Here is a 25,514-nt window from a genome sequence, read left to right as displayed (position 1 = left end):
TCTGGGCGCGGGCGGTGCTGTGGGCGCGGGGCTGGGTGGTGCGGTGAATGCTGGTGTGGGCGGGGCGATTAATGCTGTGACCGCTGCCGAGGCGGCCTTGGGTGCCGGTGCGGCGCTCGGCACGGAGACGGGCGTGACGATCGGCTCCGGCCTCGATCTGGGACTGTCCGCGGAGTCCGCCGTACAGACCGGGTTGCAGGCCGCAGCAGACCTCGGCGCGGAATTGTCCGCCGGACTCGGTGCCGGTGCGGCCGCGAGCCTCGGCACAGCAGTGACCGGTGGTGCCGAAACCATCGCGAACCTGGGCCTACAGGGCGTCGTTGACGCGGCCACCCAGACGAACACCGGTCTAATGGTCGGCCTCGACACAGCCCTCACCACCGCAGGCACCCTCTCCGCCGAAGCAACCACCGGCTTGTCCACCGCCATAACGGATCTCACCGACACAGCCACAAACCTCACCACCTCCCTCGACTCCGCCACCACCAACCTGACCACCACCCTCGCCACGGGCCTGTCAGCCACAGCAGAGGTAGCCACGGACCTGAGTGCAGCGGCAGACGCTGGGCCGTCCAGCGCGGTAGGGGCCATCACCGACCTGAGCGCCGCGGCGAACGTGGGATTGTCGAGCGCGGTAGCGGCCGCCCCGAACCTGAGCGCCGCAGCCAACGCGGGTTTGTCCGGTGCGGTAGAGGCGGTCACGAACCTCGGTGCTGAAGCGGGCGCGGAATTGTCAGGCGCGACCGAGGTTTTCACCGATCTGGACGCCGCAGCGAACGCAGGGCTGTCGGGTGCGGTAGCGGACGCAACGGATCTGAGTGCTGAAATGGCTGCGGGATTGTCGGGCGCGACGGGCGTTTTCACCGATCTGGGTGCCGTAGCGAATCCGGGGTTGTCGGGTGCGGTAGCGGACGCGACGGATCTCGGTGCTGAAGCGGGTGCGGGATTGTCGGGCGTGGCCGGGGTTTTCACCGATCTGGACGCCGTAGCGGACGCGGAACTGTCGGGTGCGGTTGGGGGCGCGACGGAACTGCGTGCTGTGGCCGGTGCGGGACTGTCAGGTGCGGCGGACGTCGGTACCGGTTTGGGTGCCGTAGCGAATGTGGGCTTGGCGGGTGCTGCCGAAGCAATCGGTGATCTGGGCGATGCCGCAAGTGGTTTGGATGTCGCGTTGAACGTGGGTCCGGGATTGTCGGGTGCAGGAGGGGTTCTTACCGGGCTGGGTGCTGTGGCGGATGCGGGGCTGTCGGGTACGGCTGATGTCGGTGCTGGGCTGGGGGCTGTAGCGAATGTGGGCGTGGCGGGTGCTGCCGAAGCGATCGGCGATTTGGGGGGTGCCGCGAGTGGGCTAGATGCCGCGAGTGGGCTGGATGTCGCGTTGAACGCGGGGCTGGGAGGTGCCACGGATGTGTCTTCCGCCTTGGGCGGGACTGTTGGTGGGTTGGACGCCACTCTGGATTCCAGCTTGTCAGGGGCGGCCGCAGGACTCGGTGGCGCGGTGAATGCGTCTGTGGGCGTGGACTTTTCGGGTGCTACGGAGGTAGGCGCCGGGCTCACGGGTGCGCTTGGTGCCGCGGCAGCGGGCGCGACCGGCCTGGAGCTCGGGTTGGGCGAGGGGGTCGGAGCCGGGTTGGCGGGCGGCACCGGCCTGGCCTCGGGGCTCGATGGTGCGTTTGCGTCCGGTGGTGGCCTGAGCAGCGGGCTGGAGGGGGCGTTGTCGTCCGCGGCCGAATTGGATGGTGGGCTCGGCGGTGGTGCCGGAGTCGATGGGGTTGTTGGTGGTGCTGGGGACTGGGCCGCTGCGGGAGGGTCCGAAGGCTGGGGTGCTGCGGGAGGGTCCGATAGCTGGGCGACTGTGGAAGGGGCGGGTGGCAGGGCCGCTGTGGAAGGGGCGGGTGGCTGGGCATCTGCGGGAGGGTCCGATGGTTGGGCAACTTCGGGAGGAGCTGATGGTTGGGCGACTGTGGGCGGGGCCGGGGATTGGGCGGGGTTGGGGGTGGAGGGTGATGGCGGGTCGTCGGCGGCCGGGACCTGGTCGGGGGTGGATGTGTCGCAGGCGTTCGGTAACGGGGTGGGGGTCTCGTTCGGTGATATCGGGGTGAGTGGGATCGGTGGTGGGCTGGAGGACGGGCACGGTTCGGGTCTGTTCGGTGCGGGCGAGACCACCGTGGCGGCCGATTCGCACCTCGGCGGTGATATCGGCGGCGAGCTGACGCACTGATCGGATCGACCGGAGCGACAAGGGAAATGAGGACCGCGGTGGCAACCGAGCCGACCTCCGCCACGCCGGGACTGCCGCTGTCCACGGCGCTGGCCGAAACCGTCGCGGCCGCGCGGGTGGCCGGTCGCGGCGATCTGGTCGACCGGTTGCGGGCGCTGGCCGAGCGGGTGCGCGATCCGCGGCAACGGATCGTGGTCGCCGGGCTCGGCAATCAGGGCAAGAGCCGGTTCGTCAACGCCCTGTTGAACGCCGAACTCTGCCCGGTGGGCGACGACACGACCACCACCGTGCCCGTCCTGCTGTCGCACGGTCCGCAACCGGGCGCGGAACTCGTCGTGGCCGACGCGGACGGCGAGCGGCGTATTCCATGGCAGCTCGACGAGACCCGCGGTCCCACACCGCATTCCGCGCACGGCCCGGTCGCCCGGCTGGAGATTCGCGCGCCCAGCCCGCTGCTCGCCGACGGCATCGTGGTGATCGACACCCCGGCCATCGGCGGCCGCGCGGCCGGCGCCCTCGGACTGGTGTCGACGGCCGACGCCGTGCTGCTGCTGTCCGACGCATCGACCGAACTGACCGAACCGGAAGTGGAGTTCCTGCGGCAGGCGCAGCGACTGTGCCCGGCGGTGGCGCTGGTGCTGACCAAACTCGACCTGTATCCGCACTGGCGGCAGGTTCTCCACGCCGATCAGGCGCACCTCCGCCGACACGGGCTGGACCTGCCCGTGCTGCCGGTGTCGGCGCTGCTGCGCACGCACGCGCTGCGACTGCGCGATGAACAACTGGGCCGCGAGTCGGGCTTCGGCCCGCTGTACGACTTCCTGCGTGCGGTGGTCACGCGCGGCCGCACCGCCACCGGCCGCGCCGTGGCCCTCGACATCTCCTCTGCCGCAGAGCATCTCGCGCTGGCACTGGGCAGCGAACTGGTCGCCCTGCGCGATCCGGAGCGGGGCGCGGCCGCCATCCGCGAACTGCGGGCGGCCAAGACGCAGGCCGAGGAACTGCAACGCCGCACCGCCACCTGGCAGCAGACCCTCGGTGACGGCGTTACCGACCTGGCCGCCGAGATCGACCACGACCTGCGCGGCCGATTGCGCGGCATCGCCCGCACCGCGGAGGAGTGGATCGACGAGAACGATCCGGGCCGGCACTGGGATCGCATGGCGGAATGGCTCAGCACGACCGTGGACACCGCGATCGGCGACAATCTGGTGTGGACGCACCGGTGCGGTGTCCTGCTGGCCGAGCGGGTCGGCGAGCATTTCGCCGAGTTCGGCGGCGTCGACCTGCCGCACGTCCGCCCGGATCCCGGCTCCGGCGAGCCCGGCGCGGGGGTGGCGCTGTCGGATCTGGAACCGGAACTGGGCCTCGGGCACAAGCTGCTCGTCGGCCTACGCGGCTCCTATGGCGGGCTGGTGATGGTGGGCCTGGCCGGTACCGTCGCCGGTCTGGCCCTGGTCAATCCGCTGTCGTTGGGTGCGGGAATGCTGTTGGGCGGCAAGGCTTTCCGTGACGACAAGCGAGAGCGGCAGGTCCGGCGGCGGGCCGAGGCGAAGGCTGCGGTGCGCCGCTACCTCGACGATGTCGCCTTCGAGGCGGGCAAGCAGTCCCGCGATCGGCTGCACCGCATCCACCGGTTGCTGCGCGACCACTTCACCGGCATCGCGGAACGCAGCCTGCGGTCGCTCTCCGATTCGTTGCAGGCCGCACAGGACGCGGCCGGGGTGGAGACCGCTCGGCGCGCCGAACGCTGTGCCGAGTTGGAACGGCAATTGCGCGTCGTCGCCGAACTGCGCCGGTATGCCGACGCGATGCTGCCGCCCGCGGGCACCGGTTAGGCCGGACGCTCCGGTACGGTTGCCGCGTGAGTTTCGAGGTCACCGGTGGGATCGTGCCGGAGGCACGGCGGCTGATCGGGGCCGCGGCGCAGGCGTTCGCCCCACGGTCGCGGCCGGCCGAACTGCTGGACGAGTGTGCGCGGCGGCTGGATCAGCCGTTGCGCGTGGCGCTGGTGGGTCAGCTCAAGGCCGGGAAGTCGACGCTGCTGAACGCGCTGGCGGGGCAGGACATCGCCCCGACCGACGCGACCGAGTGCACCCGCACGGTGACCTGGTACCGGCACGGGTCCACGCCGCGGGTGACGGCGGTGGCCGCCGGTGGGGCCCGCGCCGACGTCGTGGTCCGCCGCGTCCCCGGCGTGGGCGGGCTCCCGGGAGCGCACGGCCTGACCTTCGACCTGTCGGCGCTGCGCTGGAGTCCGGGCGGCCCGCAGGAGGTCGACCATCTCGAGGTGGATTGGCCGTCGGCAGCGCTGGCCCGCACCACCATCATCGACACGCCCGGCACGTCGTCGTTGTCGCGCGACATCTCGCTGCGGACGACACGGCTGCTGACGCCGGACGATCCGGCCGGTGACCCGCTGCCCGCCGCCGATGCCGTCGTCTACCTGATGCGCCGCCTGGATTCCGCGGATCTCGACCTGCTCGAGCAGCTGGGAACCGCTGCGCGCCAGGGTGATTCCGAATTCACCGGACCGCTGGGTGTGGTCGGGGTGGTCTCGCGCGCCGACGAGATCGGTGCGGGCGGCATCGACGCGCTGCATTCCGCCCGGGAGGTGGCCGACCGCTTCGCTCGGGAGCTGGAGCGAACCGGATTGTGCCAGGCCGTGATTCCGGTGGCGGGCCTGCTCGCCTTCGCCGCGGCCACGCTGCGGCAGCGCGAATACGACGCGTTCGAGGCACTCGCCGCGGCTCCCGTGGCGGAGTTGAATGCCGCGCTGTTGTCGGCCGATCGCTTCGCCCGCCCCGACCTGCCGCTGCCGGTCGCGCCGGACCTGCGGGCGCATCTGTCCGCGCGCTTCGGCCTGTTCGGAATTCGCATGGCCGTCACGCTGATCCGGCTCGGCGTGCGCGACTCCGGCACGCTCGCAGCGGAATTGACCCGGCACAGTGGGCTCGACGAGTTGCGTTCGGTGCTGGCAGTGCAATTCGCCGATCGCGCCGACCAATTGCAGGCGCATTCGGCGCTGACGGCACTGGCCCGCGTCCTGACCGGCTATCCGGGAACGGCCGCCGACCGGCTGTTGCCGCGAGTGCGCACCCTGCTCGCCGACGTCCACGGATTCGCCGAGCTACGCCTGCTCGGACGGCTGCGCACCGACGAATTCCTGCTGTCCGCAGACGATCTCGCCGAACTACACCGTTTGATCGGGGGATCCGGCATCGCCGCACCCTCCCGCCTCGGCCTGCCGGATTCCGCCTCGGCGGCCGAACTGCGCACCGAAGCCCTTGCCGCCGTGCACAAGTGGCGCACCCGGTCCCGTCATCCGCTCGCCGACCGCGCCACCGCGAACGCCTGCGAGACCGGCGCTCGGAGCGCGGAGGGCCTGGTGGAGCAACTGGGCGCGCCCGAAACCACTCCCTTGCCCCGCATACGTCCGCAGGGCAATTCCGGGCGCTAGATCCGCACAGTTCCCCAGGCTCGACCGAATCTCTTGCTGCCGTGTACAAGTGCGAACGGCCCGAGCGTCGCCGGAAGCCGACGAGGAATACGGGACGGTGAAGTCCGGCTATTGGGGGCGCGCCGATGCAAGGGTCTGAGTGCGGTGGTGGTGCTCCCCGCGGTGGCCTTGGCGCTGGTTGAAGAAGCAGCCGTACAGGTCGACGCCTGCTGACCTTGGACGATGGGGCCGCAGGTTGAAGGTGCGGGGGCAGCGCCCGCAGGTTTGAGGGGTGTGGTGGTGCTTGCGGGTGAGGGTGTAGTCGTTGCTCGCGGAATGAGGGCGCGATGGTTCTTCCGGAGTGAGGTGGTGCTTGTGCGTGCGAGTGTGGTGCTCGCGGGGCGAGGGCACGGTGGTGCTTGCGGGTGAGGAAGGTGGTCGCGGGGTGACTGTGTGGTGGTGCTTGCGGGGTCAGGGTGTGGTGGTGGTGCTTGCGGGGTCTATGAGGATCTTGGCGTGGTGTTCGGGGTTGGCGAGGGCGGTGAAGGCGTTGTCTACGCCGTCCAGGCCGACCGTGCCGGTGATCAAGGGGGCCGGGTCTACCTTGCCGTCGGCGATCATGTGCAGGGTGTCGCGGAACTCGCCCGGGTCGTAGCCGAAGGCGAAGCGCAGCTCGATTTCCTTGTTGACGGCCATCGCGGGTTGGAACCGGTCGGATTCCATGCAGACGCCGACCACCACGACCCGCGTCATCGGCGGTGCGGCCGTGAGGATCTGGTCGATGATGCCCGGCACGCCGACGCATTCGAAGACCACCGGCCCGGCCGGCCCGGCATTCAGCGTGTGCGCCAGCCGAAACGCGTACCACCACGGCAGATTCGGGATCCGCCGCAGCCGCTCCATCGCGTCGAAGCCGAGATTCAGCACGTCGGTGACGCCGGTGATGCGGCCCTTCTTCGGCACCGCGGTCCATGGCGATTCGACCCCGGGATCGACCACCACATCCGCGCCGCAACGCACCGCCAGCTCTCGGCGACGTGGCGAGAAGTCGCTCGCGACAATGGTTTTCACCCCGGCCGCCCGCAGCATGCTGATCACCGCGAGACCGATCGGGCCGCAGCCGATCACGAACGCCGTCTGCCCCTTGCCGACCCGGCCCTTGCGCACCGCGTGCCAGGCCACCGCCATGGGCTCGGTGAGTGCGGCATGATCCGGTGACAGCCCGTTCGGCACCGCGAAGGTCATCGCCTCTTGCACGACGACCTGTTCCGCGTAACCGCCGGGAGCCTGCGCCGACAGGCCGGTCAGCTGGGGTTCGCGGCCGTTCCGCAAGATCGGCAGCGCCACCACCCGGGTGCCGGGCCGCCACCGCTTCCGGCAGCCGGGGCCGTATTCGACGACCTCCCCGCAGAATTCGTGCCCCAGCACCACCCGCTGATCCGACCGCATGAAGTTGTCGTATCCGGTGGTCGCGGCCAGCTCGGCGAGATCGTCGCAGTGCACCCGCGCGTGCAGGTCGGAGCCGCAGATCCCGCACCGCAGGACATTGATCAGCACCTGCCCCCGGCCGGGCCGCGGCCCCTCGATATCCGCGACCTCCAGCTTGCCTTCGGAACAGACGACCGCCTTCATACCCGCACGGTACCCCGGCCACCGGCACGCGTCCGGCGGTTCCGCCGAGCCACGACGCGGTCGGTGCGTCCGGTTTCCATGCCTTGGCGGACCGTACGCTGCCGCAGTCGCATCGGTTTCCGATCCACCTCATGCCGTGCGAGGCGTTTCCGGGCAGAGCGACGAATCCCGCACATACCAAGGCGAATCCCGCACATATCAACAGCGTCAGACCGAGCCTCGCCGTCGGTCTGACGCCTGGCGTCCAGCCCGCCGCCGGACCTGCTGGTGACGTAGCTCACCGCATCGAGCTGTCACAGCGCCCCGACGGCGGTGTCCAACCGGATGTAAGCACCTCACGAAAGGACCCCGGCGATGCCCACCATCGACGTTCTCGACTCGTTCATCGACTACCGCGACACCGGCGCCGGGGCGGCCCCGGTCGTGTTCCTGCACGGTAATCCGACCTCGTCGCACCTGTGGCGGGCGGTGATTCCGCATGTGAGCGATCGGACCCGGACGCTGGCGCCGGACCTGATCGGCATGGGTGATTCCGGAAAGCCCGACAGCGCATACCGTTTCGTCGACCATGCCCGCTACCTCGATGCCTGGTTCGATGCTCTGGGCCTGGATCGTGTGGTGATCGTGGGCCACGATTGGGGCGGGGCGCTCGGGATGCACTGGGCGGCACGTCATCCCGGTCGGGTGCGAGGGATCGCGGTGGTGGAGACCTTCCTGCGGCCGCTGCGCTGGGCCGAGTTGCCGCCGCTGGGCGCCGACCTGTTCCGCCGCTTCCGTTCGCCGGAGGGCGAGCGAATGGTGTTGCAGGAGAACATGTTCATCGAATTCAACCTGCCGCACTCCACCCGGAACCTCGATCCCGCGGCGCACGAGGTCTACCGCGGCTACTACCCGACACCGCGGTCGCGCCTGCCGATGCTGGTGTGGCCGCGGGAACTGCCGCTCGACGGCGAGCCCGCCGACGTGGTCGCGATCATCGAGAACTACGGCCGCTGGATGGCGGACTCACCCGAAATTCCCAAGCTGTTGATGGCTGTGGACAACGGCGTGGGCCTCGGTTCCCAGGAGTCCATCGATTGGGCCGCAGCGACTTTCGCCTCCGCCGAGGTCGCCGCCATCGGCCCGGCCGGACATCACGCCCCGGAGGACCAGCCGCACGCGATCGGATCCGCCGTGGCGGACTGGCTGGACAAGCACGCGCTACTCGGCACCGATGCCCCGGCCTGAGCATCCACAATCACGCTCGGGGCGGCAAATATTGCCGTCTCGAGCGAGATTGTGTCCGCTCAGGCCGGGGCCCATCCGCCTCCAGCCGGATGATCACCCGCCGGGAGCCGCGCCAACTTGGACATGCACGTCGTAGTGCGTGGTGGGCGACCATGCCAGAGACGAGGGGAGCGCTGATGACTGTCCTGAAAGTCCACGTGACAGAGAGCCCGCCGACTACGGATCCTCGGACGATACGGTCGGTCGGACAACCGGTTGCCCCCGGCTTCCGCCACAAACAGCCGGTTGCGCACCGAGAATCCACGGCGAACCATGTGGTGATGGCAGCGGATTCGGTGGCGGACTCCGACAGCGCGGCGGACTCCGACAGTGCGGTTCGCGCGGAAGGTGCGCTGGTGGCGCGGGCGGTTGCGGGGGAGGGGGAGGCGGTTACGGAAGTTGTTCGGGTGCTGCGGGATCCGTTGTATCGGCTGGCGCTGCGGATGGTGGGGCGGCCGGCGGATGCCGAGGACGCGGTGCAGGAGATCTTGTTGCGGGTGCTCGGCGCGCTCGGTACGTTCCGGGCGGAGGCGAGGTTGACCACCTGGGCCTATCGCATCGGCGTGAATTACCTGCTGAATCTGCGTCGCCGCAGTCCGCAGGAGGCGGCGCAGCTGTCGCTGGACGACTTCGGCGCCGGATTGCGCGACGGGCTGGCGGAGCAGGAGTATCGCGGGCCGGAGGCCACCGTGCTCATCAGGGAGGTCCGGCTCAGTTGCAGTCAGGGCATGCTGCAGTGCCTGTCCCGGGAGGAACGGGTCGCGTTCGTGCTCGGCGACGTGTTCGAGCTGAGTTCGGCCGAGGCCGCCTGGATTCTCGACACCACTGCGGCCGCCTACCGAAAGCGCTTGGAGCGAGCCAAGAAACGCCTCGGCAACTTCCTGAACTCGTCCTGCGGCCTCGCCAACCCGGCCGCCGCCTGCCGCTGTGCCCGGAGCGTGGACCGCGCGGTGACGCTCGGCCGCGTCGACCCGTCCCGCCCGGCACTCGCATACCACCCGGTGACCCCCGGTGGCCGCACCGCGGCCGCGGCCGAAGCCCAGATGATCCGTCTCCACGACGCGGCCGCCGTCCTCCGCGCCCACCCCGACTACGCCCTCCCGCAAGCACGCGCCGAAGCCATCGCCGGACTCCTCCGTTCCGGCCGCTTCCCACTGCTCGAGGACACCGACCTGCTCGAGGACACCGAACGCCGTCTCCAGGACTCGTCGAATGCACTTGGATCTGATCGCCCTCGTCGTCGCGGAGTATGACCCGGCCATCGACTTCTTCGTGAATTCCCTCGGTTTCGACCTGGTCGAGGACGTACCGTCGCTGACCAACGATGGTCGGCCGAAACGCTGGGTCGTCGTTCGTCCGCCCCACGCGCGGACCGGGATCCTGCTCGCCCGCGCGGACGGCGCCCGCCAACTCGCCGCCGTCGGAGAGCAGGCCGCGGGCCGCGTCGGATTCTTCCTTCGAGTCGAAGACTTCGACGAGGCGTACACGCGAATGACCGAAGCGAACGTCGAGTTCGTGACGCGGCCCCGCACCGAACCCTATGGCCGGGTCGCTGTCTTCCTCGACATCGCGGGCAATCGCTGGGACCTCCTGGGCCCCGTGTAGGCGCCGACGCCGGGGGTACGCCGACGCTGAGGAGGTGTGGATATGAGTCGACAGGACGACAGCGTCGTGCGGGCGTTGCTGGAGCGGGCGGGGACCAGTTACGCCGCGGAGGCCGGAATCAAGCCGGCGGACAAGCCCGCGCCGTTGTTTCAGTTGCTGGTATTGGCGAAGTTGCTGAGTGCCCGGATCTCGGCGGAGATCGCGATCGCCGCCGCCCGCGAGCTGAACCACTCCGGGTACGACACACCGCAGCGAGTCGCCGATGCCGAGTGGCAGGAACTGGTCGATGCGCTGGGCCGCGGGCACTACAAGCGCTACGACGAATCCACGGCGACCCGGCTGGGCGAGAACGCCAGGCTGATACTCGACAAGTACCGCGGCGACCTGCGCCGGCTGGCGGACGAAGCCGATCACGACCCGAAACGCTTGGCCGAACTGTTGCAGCAGTTCAAGGGCATCGGCCCGGTCGGCGCGGATATCTTCCTGCGCGAGATACAGGACGTCTGGACATGGGTGCGCCCGCACTTCGACGAGCGCGCCCGCAAGGGAGCCGAACAACTCCACCTGCCCACCGACCCCGAGGCCCTCGACCGCCTGGGGAAACGCGGTCGCGACGCCGAACTCGCCGCGGCCTTGGTCCGGGTCAGCCTCGACGACAAGCTGGCCGACGAGGTGCTCGCCGCCGCCCATTGATCGAGAACGGTCAACTTGCTGTCCCGCGGGCAACAGGGCGTCGCGGTTCACTCGGTGGCATTACTATCCGCATGTGATGTCGAAATCGTCCGGATCGTCGGGATACTCGGCCGAGACGGGACGACTCCGGGCCCGTGATGTCGATCGGGTGACTACGCGCGCCCGGCTGGACATCGCCTATGAGGAGGGGCAACTCGCCGCCGACGAATATCACGAGCGCTCCGAGCGTGCCGCAGCCGCGGAGACATTGGCGGACTTGCATCCCTTGGTCGCCGACTTGCAGGCGTCGCCGGAGAGCGCGGATCTCTCGCTGCCCGACCCGGCGTCCCTCCGGGTCCGCCCGCGGGCCGGGACATATCCGCCGACCGCCCGCGCCCGTGAGCAGGACCGCGCGGACGCCTGCCTGATCCTGGATGCCGCGCTGGGCGACGGTCAGCTGTCCGCAGACGATCATCGTGCCCTGACCGAATTGGCCGGGGCGGCAAAGACTCTGGGCGATCTCGGCGAGCTGACCGCGGATCTGCAACGCCCGGCCGACGCGCCGGCCGAACCGCGTCGGCCGCGGTCGTACCGCGGCTTGTTCGTCACGGGTGCGGCCGTGGCGGTCGTGGGTGCGGCGATCGGGGGATTCGTTGCGACGCATCGCTCGGCGGCCGAACCGGTCGTTACACGTGCCGTCGTCCCGGAGACGGTGCAGCCGCTGGTGATCCCGACGCCCTCCCCGGCCACCGCCGAAGGCTTCGCGTTGATCCGGGAGCAGTACAGGGCGAAGTTCGGCACCACCGTCGTCGACCAACTGACCCTGCACTCCGAGCACGCCTCGCTGGAGGCGGCGCCGCCGGGACAGCCGAATCGGCTGGCCCGATGGAACTACTGGGGTGGCTTCCTGCCCAGCGGAGAGCTGACAACGCGACCGGTGGACACTCCGACCTTCGATCTCGCCGCCGTCGACCAGGCCGTGTTCGCCAGGCTGGTGTCCGAGGCCGTCGAGCAGACTCGGGTCGACGGCGGGGCGGTGTCGCACATCAATCTCGGACCGGACTCGAGCTCGGACGCTCCGGAGATCACCGTGTATGTCCGCAACAAATTCGGCGAGAGCGGCTACCTCGAAGCCACCCCGGCCGGTGACAAGGTACGGGTTCACCCGTTCGACAGGTAGGTATGGACCGTGAGCGAGCCCGCGAGTGAATCATCGGACCGGCGTGCACCGAGCGTGACGCGGTGAACCCCACCCGGCACAGCGGATTGCGGGTCCGCGACGCGGATCGGGTGGACGCCTGTGCACTACTGGACACGGCCCGCGACGACGGTCAGCTCACGGCGGACGAGCACACCGGCCGGACGGCGGCGGCACTGCGGGCCAAGACATTCGGCGATCTCGACGCTCTGGTCGGCGACCTGCAGATCCCACGCAACCTGGTCCGGAGCGCCGTGGTGAATCCGCACCGGCGGCAGCGTTCGCGCCGATGGATTCCCGCGATCGCCGCCGTGGTCGCCGCGGCGGCGGTCGGTGCGCTCATCGGGGCGACGACCACCGACAGGCCCGGTTCCGGCTCGGATCTACCCGATCTGACCACCGCGCAGGGTGTCGAGTCGTTCCTCGCCGACTACCGCGCGCACTTCGGGGACCTGATGGTCGACGAACTGTCCTTGCATCCGACACACGCTTCCTTCGAACGCCGTGCCGAGGGTGGTACGGAGCGCTTCACCTACCGCGGGGAATTCGATGGTTCGTCGGTCACCGATCGCGATCCGCGCGTGCAGCCGTTCGATCTGGCCGCCATCGATCTCCCGTTGCTGGCGCGCTACCTCGCCGGCGCGCCACAGAGCGTCGGCGCGCCGGAGTCCATGATCACGCACCTCGCCATCGAGCGCTCCACGGAATTGAGCGACGACGGTCCGATCGTCGCCATCTACACCAAGGGATCCGGCAGCGGCGGCTACCTACAGATCACCCCGGCCGGTGAGGTGCTGCGGGTCTCGCGCGCGAATCGCTGAGCCCGAAAATTTCTTCCCTGTCCGGGAATGGATGCCGCCTGCCGCTCGTTGAGCAGGGCAATGCAAGGTTGAGTGAGGCTGACTCAAGTCCTCGGTTGACTCATGACGAATCGACAGGCAGGATTGAGCCGACCACGCTCAGCGTTGCTGGGACCGTGCTCCGTGCGTTGTGGGGGCGAGGGTCTCGTCCGCATCACACACCAGGACGTCAATTAGGAGGAACAACTATGGCTCGTGCGGTCGGTATCGACCTCGGGACCACGAACTCGGTCATCGCCGTTCTCGAAGGCGGTGAGCCGGTCGTCGTCGCCAACTCGGAGGGATCGCGCACCACCCCGTCGATCGTCGCCTTCGCCAAGAACGGCGAGGTGCTGGTCGGCCAGCCGGCGAAGAACCAGGCCGTCACGAACGTCGACCGCACCATCCGGTCCGTCAAGCGCCACATGGGCGAGGACTGGACCGTGGAGATCGACGACAAGAAGTACACCGCGCAGGAAATCTCGGCGCGCACGCTGATGAAGCTGAAGCGCGACGCCGAGTCCTACCTCGGTGAGGAGATCACCGACGCGGTCATCACCGTTCCCGCGTACTTCGAGGACGCGCAGCGCCAGGCCACCAAGGAGGCCGGCCAGATCGCGGGCCTGAACGTACTGCGCATCGTCAACGAGCCCACCGCCGCCGCGCTGGCGTACGGCCTGGACAAGGGCGAGAAGGAACAGACCATCCTGGTCTTCGACCTCGGTGGCGGCACCTTCGACGTGTCGCTGCTGGAGATCGGCGAGGGCGTCGTCGAGGTCCGCGCGACCTCCGGTGACAACCACCTCGGCGGCGACGACTGGGACAACCGGGTCGTCACCTGGCTGGTCGACAAGTTCAAGTCCAGCTCGGGCATCGACCTGACCAAGGACAAGATGGCCATGCAGCGGCTGCGTGAGGCCGCCGAGAAGGCCAAGATCGAACTGAGCTCCTCGCAGAGCACCTCGATCAACCTGCCCTACATCACCGTCGACGCGGAGAAGAACCCGCTGTTCCTCGACGAGCAGCTCTCGCGCGCCGAGTTCCAGAAGATCACCTCGGATCTGCTCGACCGCACCCGGCAGCCGTTCCAGTCGGTGATCAAGGACGCCGGCATCTCGGTCAAGGACATCGATCACGTTGTGCTGGTGGGTGGTTCGACCCGCATGCCCGCCGTCACCGATCTGGTGCGCGAGCTGACCGGCGGCAAGGAGCCCAACAAGGGCGTCAACCCGGACGAGGTCGTCGCCGTCGGCGCCGCCCTGCAGGCCGGTGTGCTCAAGGGTGAGGTCAAGGACGTCCTGCTGCTCGATGTGACCCCGCTGTCGCTGGGCATCGAGACCAAGGGCGGCGTGATGACCAAGCTCATCGAGCGCAACACCACCATCCCGACCAAGCGCTCGGAGACCTTCACCACCGCCGACGACAACCAGCCGTCGGTGCAGATCCAGGTCTTCCAGGGTGAGCGCGAGATCGCCTCGCACAACAAGCTGCTCGGCTCCTTCGAGCTGACCGGCATACCGCCGGCCCCGCGTGGCGTGCCGCAGATCGAGGTCACCTTCGACATCGACGCCAACGGCATCGTCCACGTCACCGCCAAGGACAAGGGCACCGGCAAGGAGAACACGATCAAGATCCAGGACGGCTCCGGCCTGTCCAAGGAGGAGATCGAGCGGATGGTGAAGGACGCCGAGGCGCACGCGGCCGAGGACAAGGCGCGTCGCGAGGAGGCGGAGACCCGCAACCAGGCGGAGTCGCTGGTGCACCAGACCGAGAAGTTCATCGCCGACAACGAGGACAAGGTCCCCGCGGAGGTGAAGTCGAAGGTCGAGGCCGCCATCGGCGAGGCCAAGGAGGCGCTGAAGGGCACCGACACCTCGGCCGTCAAGGCGGCGGTGGAGAAGCTGGCCACCGAGTCGCAGGCCCTGGGCCAGGCGATCTACGAGGCCTCGGCCGCCGAGTCGGCCGCGTCGAGCAACGGTGACGCGCCGTCCGATTCCGCCGCCGACGACACCGTCGTGGACGCCGAGGTCGTGGAAGAGCCGGAGAAGAAGTGACCACCGAGAACCCCGAACAGGAGCCGATCACCATCGTGGACAAGCGAAAGATCGATCCGTCGGAGTTCGAGGGTCACTCCGCAGGCTCCGCTCCGCGGTTCGAGGGTCGTTCCGCAAGCTCTGCTCCGCAGGGTGAGGGCGGGGACACCGCGGCCGAGGCCGCGGCCCCCGCCCCGGAATCCGCGGGAGCCGAGTCCGGCGACGGTGCGGCCCTCGCCGACACGATCAGTGCCGAACTGGCCGAACGCACATCCGATCTGCAGCGGCTGACCGCCGAGTACGCCAATTACCGGCGTCGCGTCGAACGTGACCGCAAGGCCACGATCGACACCGCGAAGGCGGCGGTGGTCACCGAACTGCTGGGCGTGCTCGACGATCTCGACCGCGCCCGCGCGCACGGCGACCTCGACTCCGGCCCGCTGAAGTCGGTGGCCGACAAGCTGGTCGACGCGCTGACCAAACAGGGCCTCGAGGAGTTCGGCGCGGAGGGCGAGCCGTTCGATCCGACGCTGCACGAGGCTGTGCAGCACGAGGGCGAGGGGCACAACCCGGTGATCGGCGTAGTGATGCGCAAGGGTTACCGCTTCGGTGATCGAGTTCTCCGGCACGCGCTGGTAGGAGTCACCGACGGGGTAGCGGATCTGGTGGAGACGCCGGACGTGCCGAACGTTGGCGACAATGCCGACGGCATCGCGTAAGAATCGGAAAGGAGGAGATGCCCGGTGAATCGGGAGTGGCTGGAAAAGGACTTCTACAAAGAGCTGGGTATTTCCTCCAGCGCGAGCCAGGACGACATCAAGAAGGCCTACCGCAAGCTGGCTCGTGACAACCACCCGGACAAGAATCCGGGCGACACCAAGGCCGAGGAGCGGTTCAAGGCCGTCAGCGAGGCGCACGCCGTGCTGGCGGATCCGGCGAAGCGCAAGGAGTACGACGAGGCCCGGCGGCTGTTTGCCAGTGGCGGTTTCGGCCGCGGCGGGTTCTCGCCGGGCGGTAGCGGAGCCTACGGTCCCGGCGGGTTCGCCACCGGCGAGTTCAACCTCGGCGACATCTTCGGTGGCGCGGCCGCCGCGGGTGGCGACGGCGGTCTGGGCGATCTGCTGGGCGGTCTGTTCAATCGTGGCGGCGGCGGTGCGCGCACCTCGTCGCGTCCGCGCCGCGGCAGCGACGTGGAAACCGAGACGACCCTGGGCTTCCGTGAGGCCGCCCAGGGGGTGACCGTTCCGCTGCGGATGACCAGCCCGTCGCCGTGCACCACGTGTCACGGCAGCGGCGCCAAGCCGGGCACCAGCCCGCGAGTGTGCCCGCACTGCAACGGAACCGGCGTGGTCAGCCGCAACCAGGGCGCGTTCGGATTCAGCGAGCCCTGCGACGACTGCCGCGGTACCGGGTCGATCATCGACGACCCGTGCTCGGACTGCCACGGCACCGGCATCCAGAACCGGACCCGCACCATCACGGTGCGGATCCCGCCGGGCGTCCGGGACGGTCAGCGCATCCGGCTGGCCGGTCAGGGCGAGGCGGGCCTGCGGGGCGCACCCGCTGGCGACCTGTTCGTCACGGTGCACGTCAGCCAGGACAAGGTCTTCGGCCGCAACGGCGACGACCTGACCCTGGTGCTGCCGGTCAGCTACACCGAACTGGTGCTGGGGACAACGGTTTCCGTGCCGACCCTGGAGGGCCGGGTCGGTGTGAAGGTGCCGCCGGGCACCGCCGACGGGCGCACCCTGCGGGTACGCGGGCGCGGCGTTCCCAAGCGGAGCGGCGGCGCGGGCGACCTGCTCGTCACGGTGAAGGTCGCGGTACCGCAGAAGCTGGACGACAATGCTACCGAGGCGCTGCGGCGCTACGCGGAAGCGGAGAAGACCAGCGGGTTCGACCCGCGTGCTGGATGGGCAGGTGCGTGATGAACGGAGATCCGAAGAAGGCTCACACCCATACCACCGAGTTCTTCATGATCTCGGTGGCCGCCCAACTGGCCGGTATGCACGCGCAGACACTACGCACGTACGACCGGCTGGGTCTGGTGACGCCGCAACGCACTTCGGGCGGCGGGCGGCGCTACTCGGCGCGGGATGTGGAGCTGCTGCGCGAGGTGCAGCGGTTGTCCCAGGACGAGGGTGTCAACCTGGCGGGCATCAAGCGGATCATCGAACTCACCAACCAGGTCGAGGGCCTGCAGGAGCGGGTCCGTGAGCTGACGGCGGAGGTGGAGCGGCTGCGCGCCGCCTACCGTACGGATCTCACTCCGCCGCAGCGCAGTACGGCTCTGGTGGTGTGGCAGCCGCGCAACAAGCGGCGGTAGGCCCGCGAAATAGTCTGTGGAACAGCGCCTCTGGGAGAACCCCCGGGGCGCTGTTCGTTATCCTCAGACCCCTTCGTAGCGAATGGCTTCCGCCGGGGTGCCCGTCTGGATCAACCGGTCGACGGTGGCCCGGACCATGCCCGGCGAGCCGCACACCAGCACCTGATGGTTGAGCAGCGGGCCCATGTCGCCCACGACCTCGGCGAGCGTGCCCTCCAGCATCTCGTCCACGTCGAAACCGACGTCCACGCGGCAGTCCTCGTACCACTGGTCGACCCAGTCCGGGTCGTAGGCGCTCTCCACCACGGGAATCACCGTGAGCCAGGGCGTTTCGCGGGTCAGCAGGAACAGCATGTCCGAGGCGTACAGGTCGCGGGGGAAGCGGCCGCCGATGAACAAGTGGGTGCGCGGCGGCTCGGGGCGGCGGGCCAGCTCCAGCAGCAGCGAGCGCAGCGGCGCCAAACCCGTTCCGCCGGCGATCATCACGACGTCGGTGGCCCAGTCGTCCACGGTCAGCCAGCCCGCCGGCGCGCCGAGACGCCACTGGTCGCCGGGGCGGGTGTCGGCGACGAGGGAGCCGCTGCACCAGCCGCCGGGCACGGTCCGGACGTGGAACTCCAGCTTGCCGTCCAGCGAGGGCGGCAGCGCGGGCGACAGCCGCCGCCGCAGGCCCGGATGTTGCGGCACTTGCACTTCCACCGATTGGCCGGCGGTGAACGGCACGTACTCGCCGATCAGCCGGATCACCGCGAGGTCGTGGCGCAGCCGGTGATGGCCCACCACCGTGGAGTTCCATTCCTGCGTGTCGAGATGGATCTCACCGGTCTCGTCGGGCCCGATGGTCACTGGGCTACCCCTCTTCGGTCGAACGGTTTCGCGTCATGCCGGGCCGGGATGACGGTGATTACACCGGATCCGACATGATCGCCCACTCCGGTGTGCCGACCGCCATCAGGGCGCGCTTGGTATCGGCGATCATCCGCGCCGACCCCGCGATCTGGATCTGCCGGTCCGCCCACGCGCCCATGCTGGCGACCACCGCGCCCAGATTACCGATCAGCCGCCGGTGCATCCCGAACGGCGGGTCGGCCGGCGGATACGGATGCCACCACGGGTTGGATTCGTTCTCGCACACCGGAACCACGGTCAGCCACGGATTGCTCAGCGACAGCTGCCACATGTTCTCGACGTCGTAGAGGTCGCATGGATACCGGCCGCCGATGAAGAAGTGCACCCGCGGATTCGTGCCGCGCCGCCCCATCTCGATCAGCTGGGCGCGCAACGGCGCGATCCCGGTGCCGGAGCCGATCATCAGCACGTCGCGCCCGCTGTTGCGTTCCACGTGCAGCCCGCCCAGCGGCCCCGCGATCAGCCACTTGTCCCCGACCTGCGTCTCGCTGACGATGCCGGGACTGACCCAGCCGGTGCGCACCTTGCGGACGTGGAATTCGATCTCGCCGTACGGATTCGTGGGGATGGCCGGCGACAGGTAGCGCCACATCTTGGGCCGCTGCGGAATCGAGATCGGCACGTACTGCCCGGCTTGGTACGGAATCGGGCTCTCCGACTGCAGTCGCACGATGGCCAGGTCGTCGAGGACGCGGCGGTGCCCGACGACGGTCGCCTCCCAGTACGGCTGCGACTTGTCGGAATTGGCGCCGATCGCCATCGAGGCCGAGATGAGGATGCTGATGTCGCGCCAGCCCTCTTCCAGCTGACGGGTCCAGACCGGCCCGTTGTAGGTGCGGAACGCGGCGACGAGGGCCCGGCCGGCCAGGTCGTAGTGCGCTGCCTCCACGCCGTACTTGCGATGGTCGCGCGCGAGTTGCTCGAGAAAGCGCTGTGCGCGGTCCCAATCCTCGAGATGGTCGAGAACGAATCCGATCGCGGTCATGAGCCGTTTGGCCTGCATGTCCATCGTCGGCGGGAAGAGTTCGCGCAACCGGGGGTTCTCGGCGAACAGGTGCCCGTAGAACGCGCTGATCAACCGATCGGGCCCGGTCGGCGCCTCGACCACCGACCGGAAGTTGGCGCGGACCAGCGCAGCCGTACGCGCATCCACGACGTCGAGCTTCCTTTCTGGGGGTAGATATCGGGGGAACCGCCTGGTACGGCGATCCTTCGCGTCAAGTATCCCCGAAAACACCGTGGTCGCATGATTATGAGCGGATTGCTTTACCCACAATCACAAACGACCAAACCCGCAACATCATGTTTTCCGGCATTCCACGCTCCCGGCGCGGGATGTTTGCGGGCCGGGTGGACGAGCGGCGTGATTGTTACCAGGTCAAAGTACTAGCACGGTTTTGCCGCGCGCGCCGCGCGCACCGAGCACGACCGGGGCATCGGTCAGCGGGCGGACCGCCTCGATCGGCACCACCACGTCGCCGGCGGCCACCAGCCGCAGCAGCCGCCCCAATTCGGGTGCGCCGCCGGTGGATTCGAAGTTGCCGCCGTGCAGGCCGCGCGCGTGCAGTTCGGCCTCGTCGGCGGACATGACGGTGCTGTACATGATGCCGCCGGGGCGCACGACGCGAGCGAGTTCGGCCAGCTCGGGGCCGGAGGAGACCAGGTCGAACAGCACATCGATGCCGTCGGGGTGGGTGAACAGCACCGAGTCGGCGACGGCCGCGCGGGTGTAGTCGACCACCTCCGTCGCGCCCAGCCGGATCATCCGGTCGGCGTCGGCGGGCCGCGCGGTGGCGATCACCTCCGTGCCCGCGGCATTGGCCAACTGCACCAGGAACGAGCCGACCCCGCCCGCGGCGCCGTTGATCAGCACCCGCTGCCCCGGGCCGAGTTCGGCGGCGTCCACCAGGTCCTGGGCGGTGAGGCCGGCCGTCGGCAGCGCGGCGGCCTGGATCGCGGTGAGCTGGCCGGGAATGGGCGTGGCCTGGCGCTCGGGCGCGGTGATGTATTCGGCGAAGGTGCCGTGCCCGACCGGCGGGACGAGGAACTTGCCGACCACGCGATCGCCCACGGCGAACGCGGTCACGCCGGGGCCCACCGCCGAGACCGTGCCCGCGCCGTCGATGCCCGGGATCATCGGAAAGTCGTAGGGGAGGCGGTCTTTCAGGATTCCGTCGACGAGCTTGCGGTCGTAGGGATTGACCCCCGCCGCCTCGACGCGAATCTGGATGTCGCCGGGGCCCGGGGCAGGTGTGGGCATCTCGGCCGGTTCCGGGCTGCCGCCGAATTCGGGGACCACCATCGCGCGCATCGCTGCTCCTTCGTCCGGGAACGGTTGTCGGGCGGCGGGTTGATGCGTCGAACAGGGCCATCGTAGGCAGATCGGAGCGGAAGTCGCCGCAATTCAGGGCAGTCGGTTTCCTCCGTGGCGGGACGCGGGGTCCGAGCGGGGTAGTCCTTGCGCAGAGCCGGGAAATTACGCAAACTTGAGCGGAACAGACTCAACCCCTGCGGCGTTGGACCTATCGAAACAGCGCGCACGACGCCCAGCGCTGAGCCGAAACGACAAGTAGGAAGGTGATTGTGGACTCGTTCAATCCCACCACCAAGACTCAGGCGGCGCTGACCGCCGCCCTGCAGGCGGCCTCGGCCGCGGGCAACCCGGAGATTCGTCCGGCGCACTTGCTGGTGGCGTTGCTGGATCAGACCGACGGCATCGCCGCCCCACTGCTCAAGGCTGTCGCGGTCGATTCGGCGACGGTACGACGCGAGGCCCAGGACATCGTCGACCGACTGCCCCGGGCGACCGGCGCCACCACCTCCCCACAGCTCGGCCGCGAGGCGCTGGCCGCGATCACCGCCGCGCAGAAGCTCGCCACCGAACTCGGTGACGAGTACGTCTCCACCGAGCACTTGATGGTCGGCCTGGCCGCCGGCGACTCCGACGTGTCGCAGTTGCTGCTGAAGTACGGCGCCACCGCCGACGCGCTGCGCGAGGCGTTCACCGCCGTGCGCGGCAACGCCCGCGTCACCTCGCCCGATCCGGAGGGCAGCTACCAGGCGCTGGAGAAGTACTCCACCGATCTCACCGCTGCCGCCCGCGAGGGCAAGCTCGACCCGGTCATCGGCCGCGACACCGAGATCCGCCGCGTCGTGCAGGTACTCAGCCGCCGCACCAAGAACAACCCGGTGCTGATCGGTGAGCCGGGCGTCGGCAAGACGGCGATCGTGGAGGGCCTGGCCCAGCGCATCATCGCCGGCGACGTGCCGGAGTCGTTGCGCGGCAAGCGACTGGTTTCTCTCGACCTGGGCGCGATGGTCGCCGGGGCGAAGTATCGCGGCGAATTCGAGGAGCGGCTGAAGGCCGTGCTCGAGGAGATCAAGCAGAGCGCCGGGCAGATCATCACATTCATCGACGAGCTGCACACCATCGTCGGCGCGGGCGCGACCGGCGAGTCCGCGATGGACGCGGGCAACATGATCAAGCCGATGCTGGCTCGCGGCGAGCTGCGGCTGGTCGGCGCGACCACGCTCGACGAATACCGCCGGCACATCGAGAAGGACGCCGCCCTGGAGCGGCGCTTTCAGCAGGTGCTGGTCGGTGAGCCGTCGGTCGGGGACACCATCGGTATCCTGCGCGGGCTCAAGGAGCGCTACGAGGTGCACCACGGCGTGCGCATCACCGACTCCGCGCTGGTCGCCGCGGCGACGCTGTCCGACCGCTACATCACCTCCCGGTTCCTGCCCGACAAGGCGATCGACCTGGTCGACGAGTCGGCCTCGCGGCTGCGCATGGAGATCGACTCGCGCCCCGTCGAGATCGACGAGGTCGAGCGGGCCGTGCGGCGGCTCGAGATCGAGGAGATGGCGCTGGCCAAGGAGACCGACGAGGCCTCCAAGCTGCGGCTCGAGAAGCTGCGCCAGGAACTGGCCGACGACCGGGAGAAGCTCAATCAGCTGATGGCCCGCTGGCAGAACGAGAAGCAGGCCATCGACTCGGTGCGGGTCATCAAGGAGGAACTCGAATCGCTCAAGGGCGAATCCGAGCGGGCCGAGCGCGACGGCGATCTGGGCAAGGCCGCCGAGTTGCGCTACGGCCGCATCCCGCAGCTGGAGAAGCAGCTGGACGAGGCCGAAAAGAAGGCCGGCACGGCCGCCGACGGTGAGGTCATGCTGCAGGAGGAGGTCGGGCCCAACGACATCGCCGAGGTGGTGTCGTCGTGGACCGGTATCCCCGTGGGCCGCATGCTCGAGGGCGAGACCCAGAAGCTGCTGCGGATGGAGGAGGAACTGCGCAAGCGCGTGGTCGGTCAGCGCGACGCGGTGGAGGCCGTGTCCGACGCGGTGCGCCGCGCCCGCGCCGGAGTCGCCGACCCGAACCGCCCGACCGGCTCGTTCATGTTCGTCGGCCCCACCGGTGTCGGCAAGACGGAGCTGGCGAAGGCGTTGGCGGACTTCCTGTTCGACGACGAACGCGCCATGATCCGCATCGACATGAGCGAGTACTCCGAGAAGCACTCGGTGGCTCGGCTGGTCGGCGCGCCGCCCGGCTACGTCGGCTACGACCAGGGCGGTCAGCTGACCGAGGCGGTGCGGCGGCGGCCGTACACGGTGGTGCTGTTCGACGAGATCGAGAAGGCGCACCCGGACGTGTTCGACATCCTGCTGCAGGTGCTCGACGAGGGCCGGTTGACCGACGGCCAGGGCCGCACGGTCGACTTCCGCAACACCATCCTCATCCTCACCTCCAACCTGGGTGCGGGCGGCGACAAGGATTTCGTGATGAATGCCGTGCGCTCGGCGTTCAAGCCGGAGTTCCTCAACCGCCTCGACGATGTGGTGATGTTCCAGTCGCTCGACGAGGAGCAGTTGGAGCACATCGTCGACATCCAGCTGGAGCAGCTGCAGAAGCGGCTGGCGCAGCGGCGGCTGAAGCTGGACGTCAGCGATTCGGCGCGGTTCTGGCTGGCCGTGCGCGGGTACGACCCCGCCTACGGCGCCCGCCCGCTGCGCCGGTTGATCCAGCAGTCCATCGGCGATTCGCTCGCCAAGGAATTGCTGGCCGGTGAGGTCCTCGACGGCGATCTGGTGAAGGTCGGCGTCTCCCCGGACGGGGACGGCCTCATCGTGGGGAAGTAGCAGCGGCTGTCCATACGGGCCGGGATCTCGTTGTGGATCCCGGCCAAAGCACGCCGGGATGACGAGGGGACCGTCTGGTATCCCCGATCTCCACCTACGCTGGGTGGCATGACGAATCCGAGTGACCCGTGGGCGCAGCGGCCGGATTCGCCCGACGCGCCGACCGAGAAACTGGGCTCGTCGGGCCGGTCCGAGGAGCAGACGTTGCACACGTCGGAGTACTCGGAGGCGTACGGCCAGGGCGTCGATCCGACGGTGCCGTACTCGAACGGCCCGTATCAGCAGACCGCGGCATACGAGACGGCCGAACCGTATTCCTACTTCGACCAACCGCCCGGCCCCAATGCCACCCGGGAGATACCGCCCTACGACAGTGCCTGGGGCGCTTACGAACCCGGGCCGGGGTACGGGCAGCAGCAGTGGGCAGGGGGCCCGCCGAACGCCCCCGGCCAACAGCTCGGTCCGACCGGTCTGCCGGTGGAACCGCCCCGCCGCAGGCGCACCGGACTGTGGATCGGGCTGACGGCCGCGATCTTCGTCCTGGTCGTGCTCGGCGGCATCGCCGCGGGCGCGTTCCTGGCGGGCAACGATTCGTCGTCCTCCAGCAGTGCCGCGGGCACGACCACCCGCCCGGTCCCGACCCGGCAGCCGGTGGTGCCGCCCGGCAGCTCCGGCGGTCCGCAGCAGAGCGTGCCGGGGCTGCCCGGCCTCGGCGACATCGACAACATCGGCGCGACCATGGGCGCGATCAGCACCAACGACGGCACCACGCTGACCATCGAATCGCTGCTCGGTTCGCTGGTCACCGTGCACACCGACGCCAAGACCCAGGTGATCACGGCCGGCTCGGGCAAGGTCGCCGATCTGCACCCCGGCGACATGGTGGTGGTGCAGGGCGACAAGGCCCCGGACGGCGCGATTCAGGCCAAGATCATCATCAGTACGTCGCTGACGCCGCCCCGCTGACACCCCGCTGTCGGGCGCGGCGAGGAGACACAGCGGCGGGCACCCACCGTGCCGGGCGCGCGGGAACTAGACTCGGTGGCGATGACGGCAGCAATCTGGTTCGGACTCGCGGCGATCGCACTGGTGGGTGCGATCGTGCTGCTGTATTTCGACCGCCTCCAGCGCCAGCGGACCGGTCATGTGCGGCAGGTCTGGGCAAAATCCCAGGGATACACCTATGTCTCGGTCGAGCCGTCGCTGGCGGCCAACTGGCGCCGCGGCGCGATGGCCAAACTCGGCTATCTGTCCGCGGTGGACGTGGTCTCCGGCAACCGCAAGGGCGAGAAATTCGTGCTGTTCGATCTGGAGGACGCGGCCACGCTGGTCGCGGTGCGCCGCCAGATCGGCTCCGATATCGACATCGACCTGCGGTTGAAGACGGCCGCGCCGCCGAAGGACCACGATCTGGAGTTGCTCGGCGCGATCGGCGATCGGGTGGTCTTCGCGACCAACCCGGACATCGCCCGCCACGCCGTCGACCAGCGCATGGTGGCGTTCATCGAATCCCTGCCGGATTCCGTGCAGCAGCTGTGGAGCGAGGGTAACTGGACCCTCGGCATGCTCTCGGTGGGCACGTCATCACGGGAGTGGGAGGCCGCCATCGACGCCGTGCTGCGGCTGTCGGGCCTGCTGCACGTGCTGCCGCCCGTGGCGGGCGGCGACAGCGGCCGCCGGGAAGCCGAACCGCGCGAACCGGATCCGCACGATCCGGGTCGTCCCCGGCCGGAACAGCCGCCGCAGGACCAGGATTCGCGTTTCGACGAGGGTTCGCAGTTCGCCGACCGCCGCACCTACGACGGGGAGCGGGACTTCGACGATCGCGAGTTCGTGGCGGACCGGCGCTACCGCGAGGACCGCGAGCCCGACGCCGACCGCGCCCCCGCCGACCGCCCTCCTGCCGACCGCGACGCCGACGACGATTCCCGCTTCGACGAGGGCCGGCGCTACGAGTACGCGGCAGGCGACTCCGACTTCGCCCCGCTGCTCGGCGATATCGCCGGCGAGACGGAACCCGAGCCGCCGCGCCGCCCGCAACTGGCCGTCGTGCCCGACCCGCGCAACCGTGTCCGCCGCGACTGGCCGCCCGCCGAGGAACTGCCGGACGACGACGAGAGCGATTCCCCCGCAGCCGATTTCGACGACGATTTCGTCGAGCAGCCCGAGCAGCCGGGCGGCCCGTTCCATCCCGGATTCCGCCCGTATCAGGGGCCCGCACCCCGATGACGGGGT

The 25,514-nt window shown here is 69.2% G+C and carries 20 protein-coding genes; 16 read left to right on the top strand and 4 right to left on the bottom strand.

The window, feature by feature from the left end; translation table 11 throughout:
- Positions 1-76: 76 nt before the first annotated feature.
- The 3 genes from QH470_RS19250 to QH470_RS19240 are packed head-to-tail and all read left to right on the top strand — an operon-like array spanning position 77 to position 5,681.
- The gene (locus tag QH470_RS19250; RefSeq protein ID WP_280273774.1) at positions 77-2,221 is read left to right on the top strand and encodes a beta strand repeat-containing protein; all 2,145 of its coding nucleotides are present in this window, start codon (positions 77-79) and stop codon (positions 2,219-2,221) included.
- Positions 2,222-2,247: 26 nt separating this feature from the next.
- Positions 2,248-4,059 carry a dynamin family protein gene (locus tag QH470_RS19245; RefSeq protein ID WP_425302703.1) on the top strand — a complete coding sequence of 604 codons (1,812 nt, stop codon included), beginning with the start codon at positions 2,248-2,250 and terminating at the stop codon, positions 4,057-4,059.
- 26 nt (positions 4,060-4,085) lie between these two features.
- Positions 4,086-5,681 (top strand): dynamin family protein, encoded by a 1,596-nt coding sequence (locus tag QH470_RS19240; protein ID WP_425302702.1) that lies wholly within the window; start codon positions 4,086-4,088, stop codon positions 5,679-5,681.
- A 450-nt stretch (positions 5,682-6,131) separates the two neighbouring features.
- On the opposite strand, the gene QH470_RS19235 is transcribed toward QH470_RS19240, so the two are convergent.
- Positions 6,132-7,292: a zinc-binding dehydrogenase gene (locus QH470_RS19235; RefSeq protein ID WP_280273772.1), complete on the bottom strand. Its 1,161-nt coding sequence runs from the start codon at positions 7,290-7,292 to the stop codon at positions 6,132-6,134.
- Positions 7,293-7,646: 354 nt separating this feature from the next.
- On the opposite strand from QH470_RS19235, the gene QH470_RS19230 reads away from it, so the two are divergent.
- The 10 genes from QH470_RS19230 (at position 7,647) to QH470_RS19185 (ending at position 17,231) form a co-directional block, all read left to right on the top strand.
- Complete coding sequence (locus tag QH470_RS19230) at positions 7,647-8,519, top strand: haloalkane dehalogenase (protein WP_280273771.1); 873 nt, start codon at positions 7,647-7,649, stop codon at positions 8,517-8,519.
- Positions 8,520-8,839: 320 nt separating this feature from the next.
- Positions 8,840-9,811 carry an RNA polymerase sigma factor gene (locus tag QH470_RS19225; protein ID WP_280273770.1) on the top strand — a complete coding sequence of 324 codons (972 nt, stop codon included), beginning with the start codon at positions 8,840-8,842 and terminating at the stop codon, positions 9,809-9,811.
- Positions 9,771-10,163 carry a VOC family protein gene (locus QH470_RS19220; protein WP_280273769.1) on the top strand — a complete coding sequence of 131 codons (393 nt, stop codon included), beginning with the start codon at positions 9,771-9,773 and terminating at the stop codon, positions 10,161-10,163. Before QH470_RS19225 ends, QH470_RS19220 begins: the two co-directional genes overlap by 41 nt.
- A gap of 42 nt (positions 10,164-10,205) precedes the next feature.
- Positions 10,206-10,856, top strand: a complete 651-nt coding sequence (locus QH470_RS19215; RefSeq protein ID WP_280273768.1) for an HhH-GDP family DNA glycosylase — start codon at positions 10,206-10,208, stop codon at positions 10,854-10,856.
- Between the two features lie 76 nt (positions 10,857-10,932).
- The gene (locus QH470_RS19210) at positions 10,933-12,015 is read left to right on the top strand and encodes a DUF1707 SHOCT-like domain-containing protein (protein ID WP_280273793.1); all 1,083 of its coding nucleotides are present in this window, start codon (positions 10,933-10,935) and stop codon (positions 12,013-12,015) included.
- 62 nt (positions 12,016-12,077) lie between these two features.
- A complete protein-coding gene (locus QH470_RS19205; RefSeq protein WP_280273767.1) occupies positions 12,078-12,854 on the top strand; it encodes a DUF1707 SHOCT-like domain-containing protein in 777 nt (258 codons plus the stop codon).
- 227 nt (positions 12,855-13,081) lie between these two features.
- A complete protein-coding gene (gene dnaK / locus QH470_RS19200; RefSeq protein WP_280273766.1) occupies positions 13,082-14,926 on the top strand; it encodes a molecular chaperone DnaK in 1,845 nt (614 codons plus the stop codon).
- Positions 14,923-15,624, top strand: coding sequence for a nucleotide exchange factor GrpE (gene grpE, locus QH470_RS19195; protein WP_280273765.1), 702 nt, complete (start codon positions 14,923-14,925; stop codon positions 15,622-15,624). Before dnaK ends, grpE begins: the two co-directional genes overlap by 4 nt.
- Positions 15,625-15,648: 24 nt before the next feature.
- Positions 15,649-16,833: a molecular chaperone DnaJ gene (gene dnaJ, locus QH470_RS19190; RefSeq protein ID WP_280273764.1), complete on the top strand. Its 1,185-nt coding sequence runs from the start codon at positions 15,649-15,651 to the stop codon at positions 16,831-16,833.
- Positions 16,833-17,231, top strand: a complete 399-nt coding sequence (locus QH470_RS19185) for a heat shock protein transcriptional repressor HspR (protein ID WP_280273763.1) — start codon at positions 16,833-16,835, stop codon at positions 17,229-17,231. The genes dnaJ and QH470_RS19185 overlap by 1 nt, the downstream gene beginning before the upstream one ends.
- Before the next feature lie 63 nt (positions 17,232-17,294).
- On the opposite strand, the gene QH470_RS19180 is transcribed toward QH470_RS19185, so the two are convergent.
- The 3 genes from QH470_RS19180 to QH470_RS19170 all read right to left on the bottom strand — a co-directional run bounded on the left by QH470_RS19180 (position 17,295) and on the right by QH470_RS19170 (position 20,451).
- Positions 17,295-18,077 carry an FAD-binding oxidoreductase gene (locus QH470_RS19180; protein ID WP_280273762.1) on the bottom strand — a complete coding sequence of 261 codons (783 nt, stop codon included), beginning with the start codon at positions 18,075-18,077 and terminating at the stop codon, positions 17,295-17,297.
- 58 nt (positions 18,078-18,135) lie between these two features.
- The gene (locus tag QH470_RS19175; RefSeq protein WP_280273761.1) at positions 18,136-19,293 is read right to left on the bottom strand and encodes a globin domain-containing protein; all 1,158 of its coding nucleotides are present in this window, start codon (positions 19,291-19,293) and stop codon (positions 18,136-18,138) included.
- A gap of 225 nt (positions 19,294-19,518) precedes the next feature.
- Positions 19,519-20,451, bottom strand: coding sequence for an NADP-dependent oxidoreductase (locus QH470_RS19170; RefSeq protein ID WP_280273760.1), 933 nt, complete (start codon positions 20,449-20,451; stop codon positions 19,519-19,521).
- 272 nt (positions 20,452-20,723) lie between these two features.
- Between QH470_RS19170 and clpB the strand changes: the two genes are divergently transcribed.
- The 3 genes from clpB to QH470_RS38130 all read left to right on the top strand — a co-directional run bounded on the left by clpB (position 20,724) and on the right by QH470_RS38130 (position 25,508).
- The gene (gene clpB, locus QH470_RS19165; RefSeq protein WP_280273759.1) at positions 20,724-23,279 is read left to right on the top strand and encodes an ATP-dependent chaperone ClpB; all 2,556 of its coding nucleotides are present in this window, start codon (positions 20,724-20,726) and stop codon (positions 23,277-23,279) included.
- A gap of 108 nt (positions 23,280-23,387) precedes the next feature.
- A complete protein-coding gene (locus QH470_RS19160; protein ID WP_280273758.1) occupies positions 23,388-24,245 on the top strand; it encodes a DUF5666 domain-containing protein in 858 nt (285 codons plus the stop codon).
- 81 nt (positions 24,246-24,326) lie between these two features.
- A complete protein-coding gene (locus tag QH470_RS38130; RefSeq protein ID WP_342213804.1) occupies positions 24,327-25,508 on the top strand; it encodes a type III secretion system chaperone family protein in 1,182 nt (393 codons plus the stop codon).
- Positions 25,509-25,514: the final 6 nt, after the last annotated feature.

Source organism: Nocardia wallacei (genome assembly GCF_029868745.1).
Lineage (GTDB): Bacteria > Actinomycetota > Actinomycetes > Mycobacteriales > Mycobacteriaceae > Nocardia > Nocardia wallacei_B.
Note: the sequence above shows the minus strand (reverse complement) of the source record. Positions and strands in the feature narration are given on the sequence as shown.

What these genes read in the sequence shown, in the direction of transcription:
- QH470_RS19170 (WP_280273760.1), bottom strand. Translation starts at nt 20,451, where the DNA reads ATGCGCGCGATGGTGGTCCCCGAATTCGGCGGCAGCCCGGAACCGGCC.
- QH470_RS19215 (WP_280273768.1), top strand. Translation starts at nt 10,206, where the DNA reads ATGAGTCGACAGGACGACAGCGTCGTGCGGGCGTTGCTGGAGCGGGCG.
- dnaK (WP_280273766.1), top strand. Translation starts at nt 13,082, where the DNA reads ATGGCTCGTGCGGTCGGTATCGACCTCGGGACCACGAACTCGGTCATC.
- QH470_RS19220 (WP_280273769.1), top strand. Translation starts at nt 9,771, where the DNA reads ATGCACTTGGATCTGATCGCCCTCGTCGTCGCGGAGTATGACCCGGCC.
- QH470_RS19160 (WP_280273758.1), top strand. Translation starts at nt 23,388, where the DNA reads ATGACGAATCCGAGTGACCCGTGGGCGCAGCGGCCGGATTCGCCCGAC.
- QH470_RS19210 (WP_280273793.1), top strand. Translation starts at nt 10,933, where the DNA reads ATGTCGAAATCGTCCGGATCGTCGGGATACTCGGCCGAGACGGGACGA.
- QH470_RS19185 (WP_280273763.1), top strand. Translation starts at nt 16,833, where the DNA reads ATGAACGGAGATCCGAAGAAGGCTCACACCCATACCACCGAGTTCTTC.
- QH470_RS19245 (WP_425302703.1), top strand. Translation starts at nt 2,248, where the DNA reads ATGAGGACCGCGGTGGCAACCGAGCCGACCTCCGCCACGCCGGGACTG.
- QH470_RS19230 (WP_280273771.1), top strand. Translation starts at nt 7,647, where the DNA reads ATGCCCACCATCGACGTTCTCGACTCGTTCATCGACTACCGCGACACC.
- QH470_RS19225 (WP_280273770.1), top strand. Translation starts at nt 8,840, where the DNA reads ATGGCAGCGGATTCGGTGGCGGACTCCGACAGCGCGGCGGACTCCGAC.
- QH470_RS38130 (WP_342213804.1), top strand. Translation starts at nt 24,327, where the DNA reads ATGACGGCAGCAATCTGGTTCGGACTCGCGGCGATCGCACTGGTGGGT.
- QH470_RS19235 (WP_280273772.1), bottom strand. Translation starts at nt 7,292, where the DNA reads ATGAAGGCGGTCGTCTGTTCCGAAGGCAAGCTGGAGGTCGCGGATATC.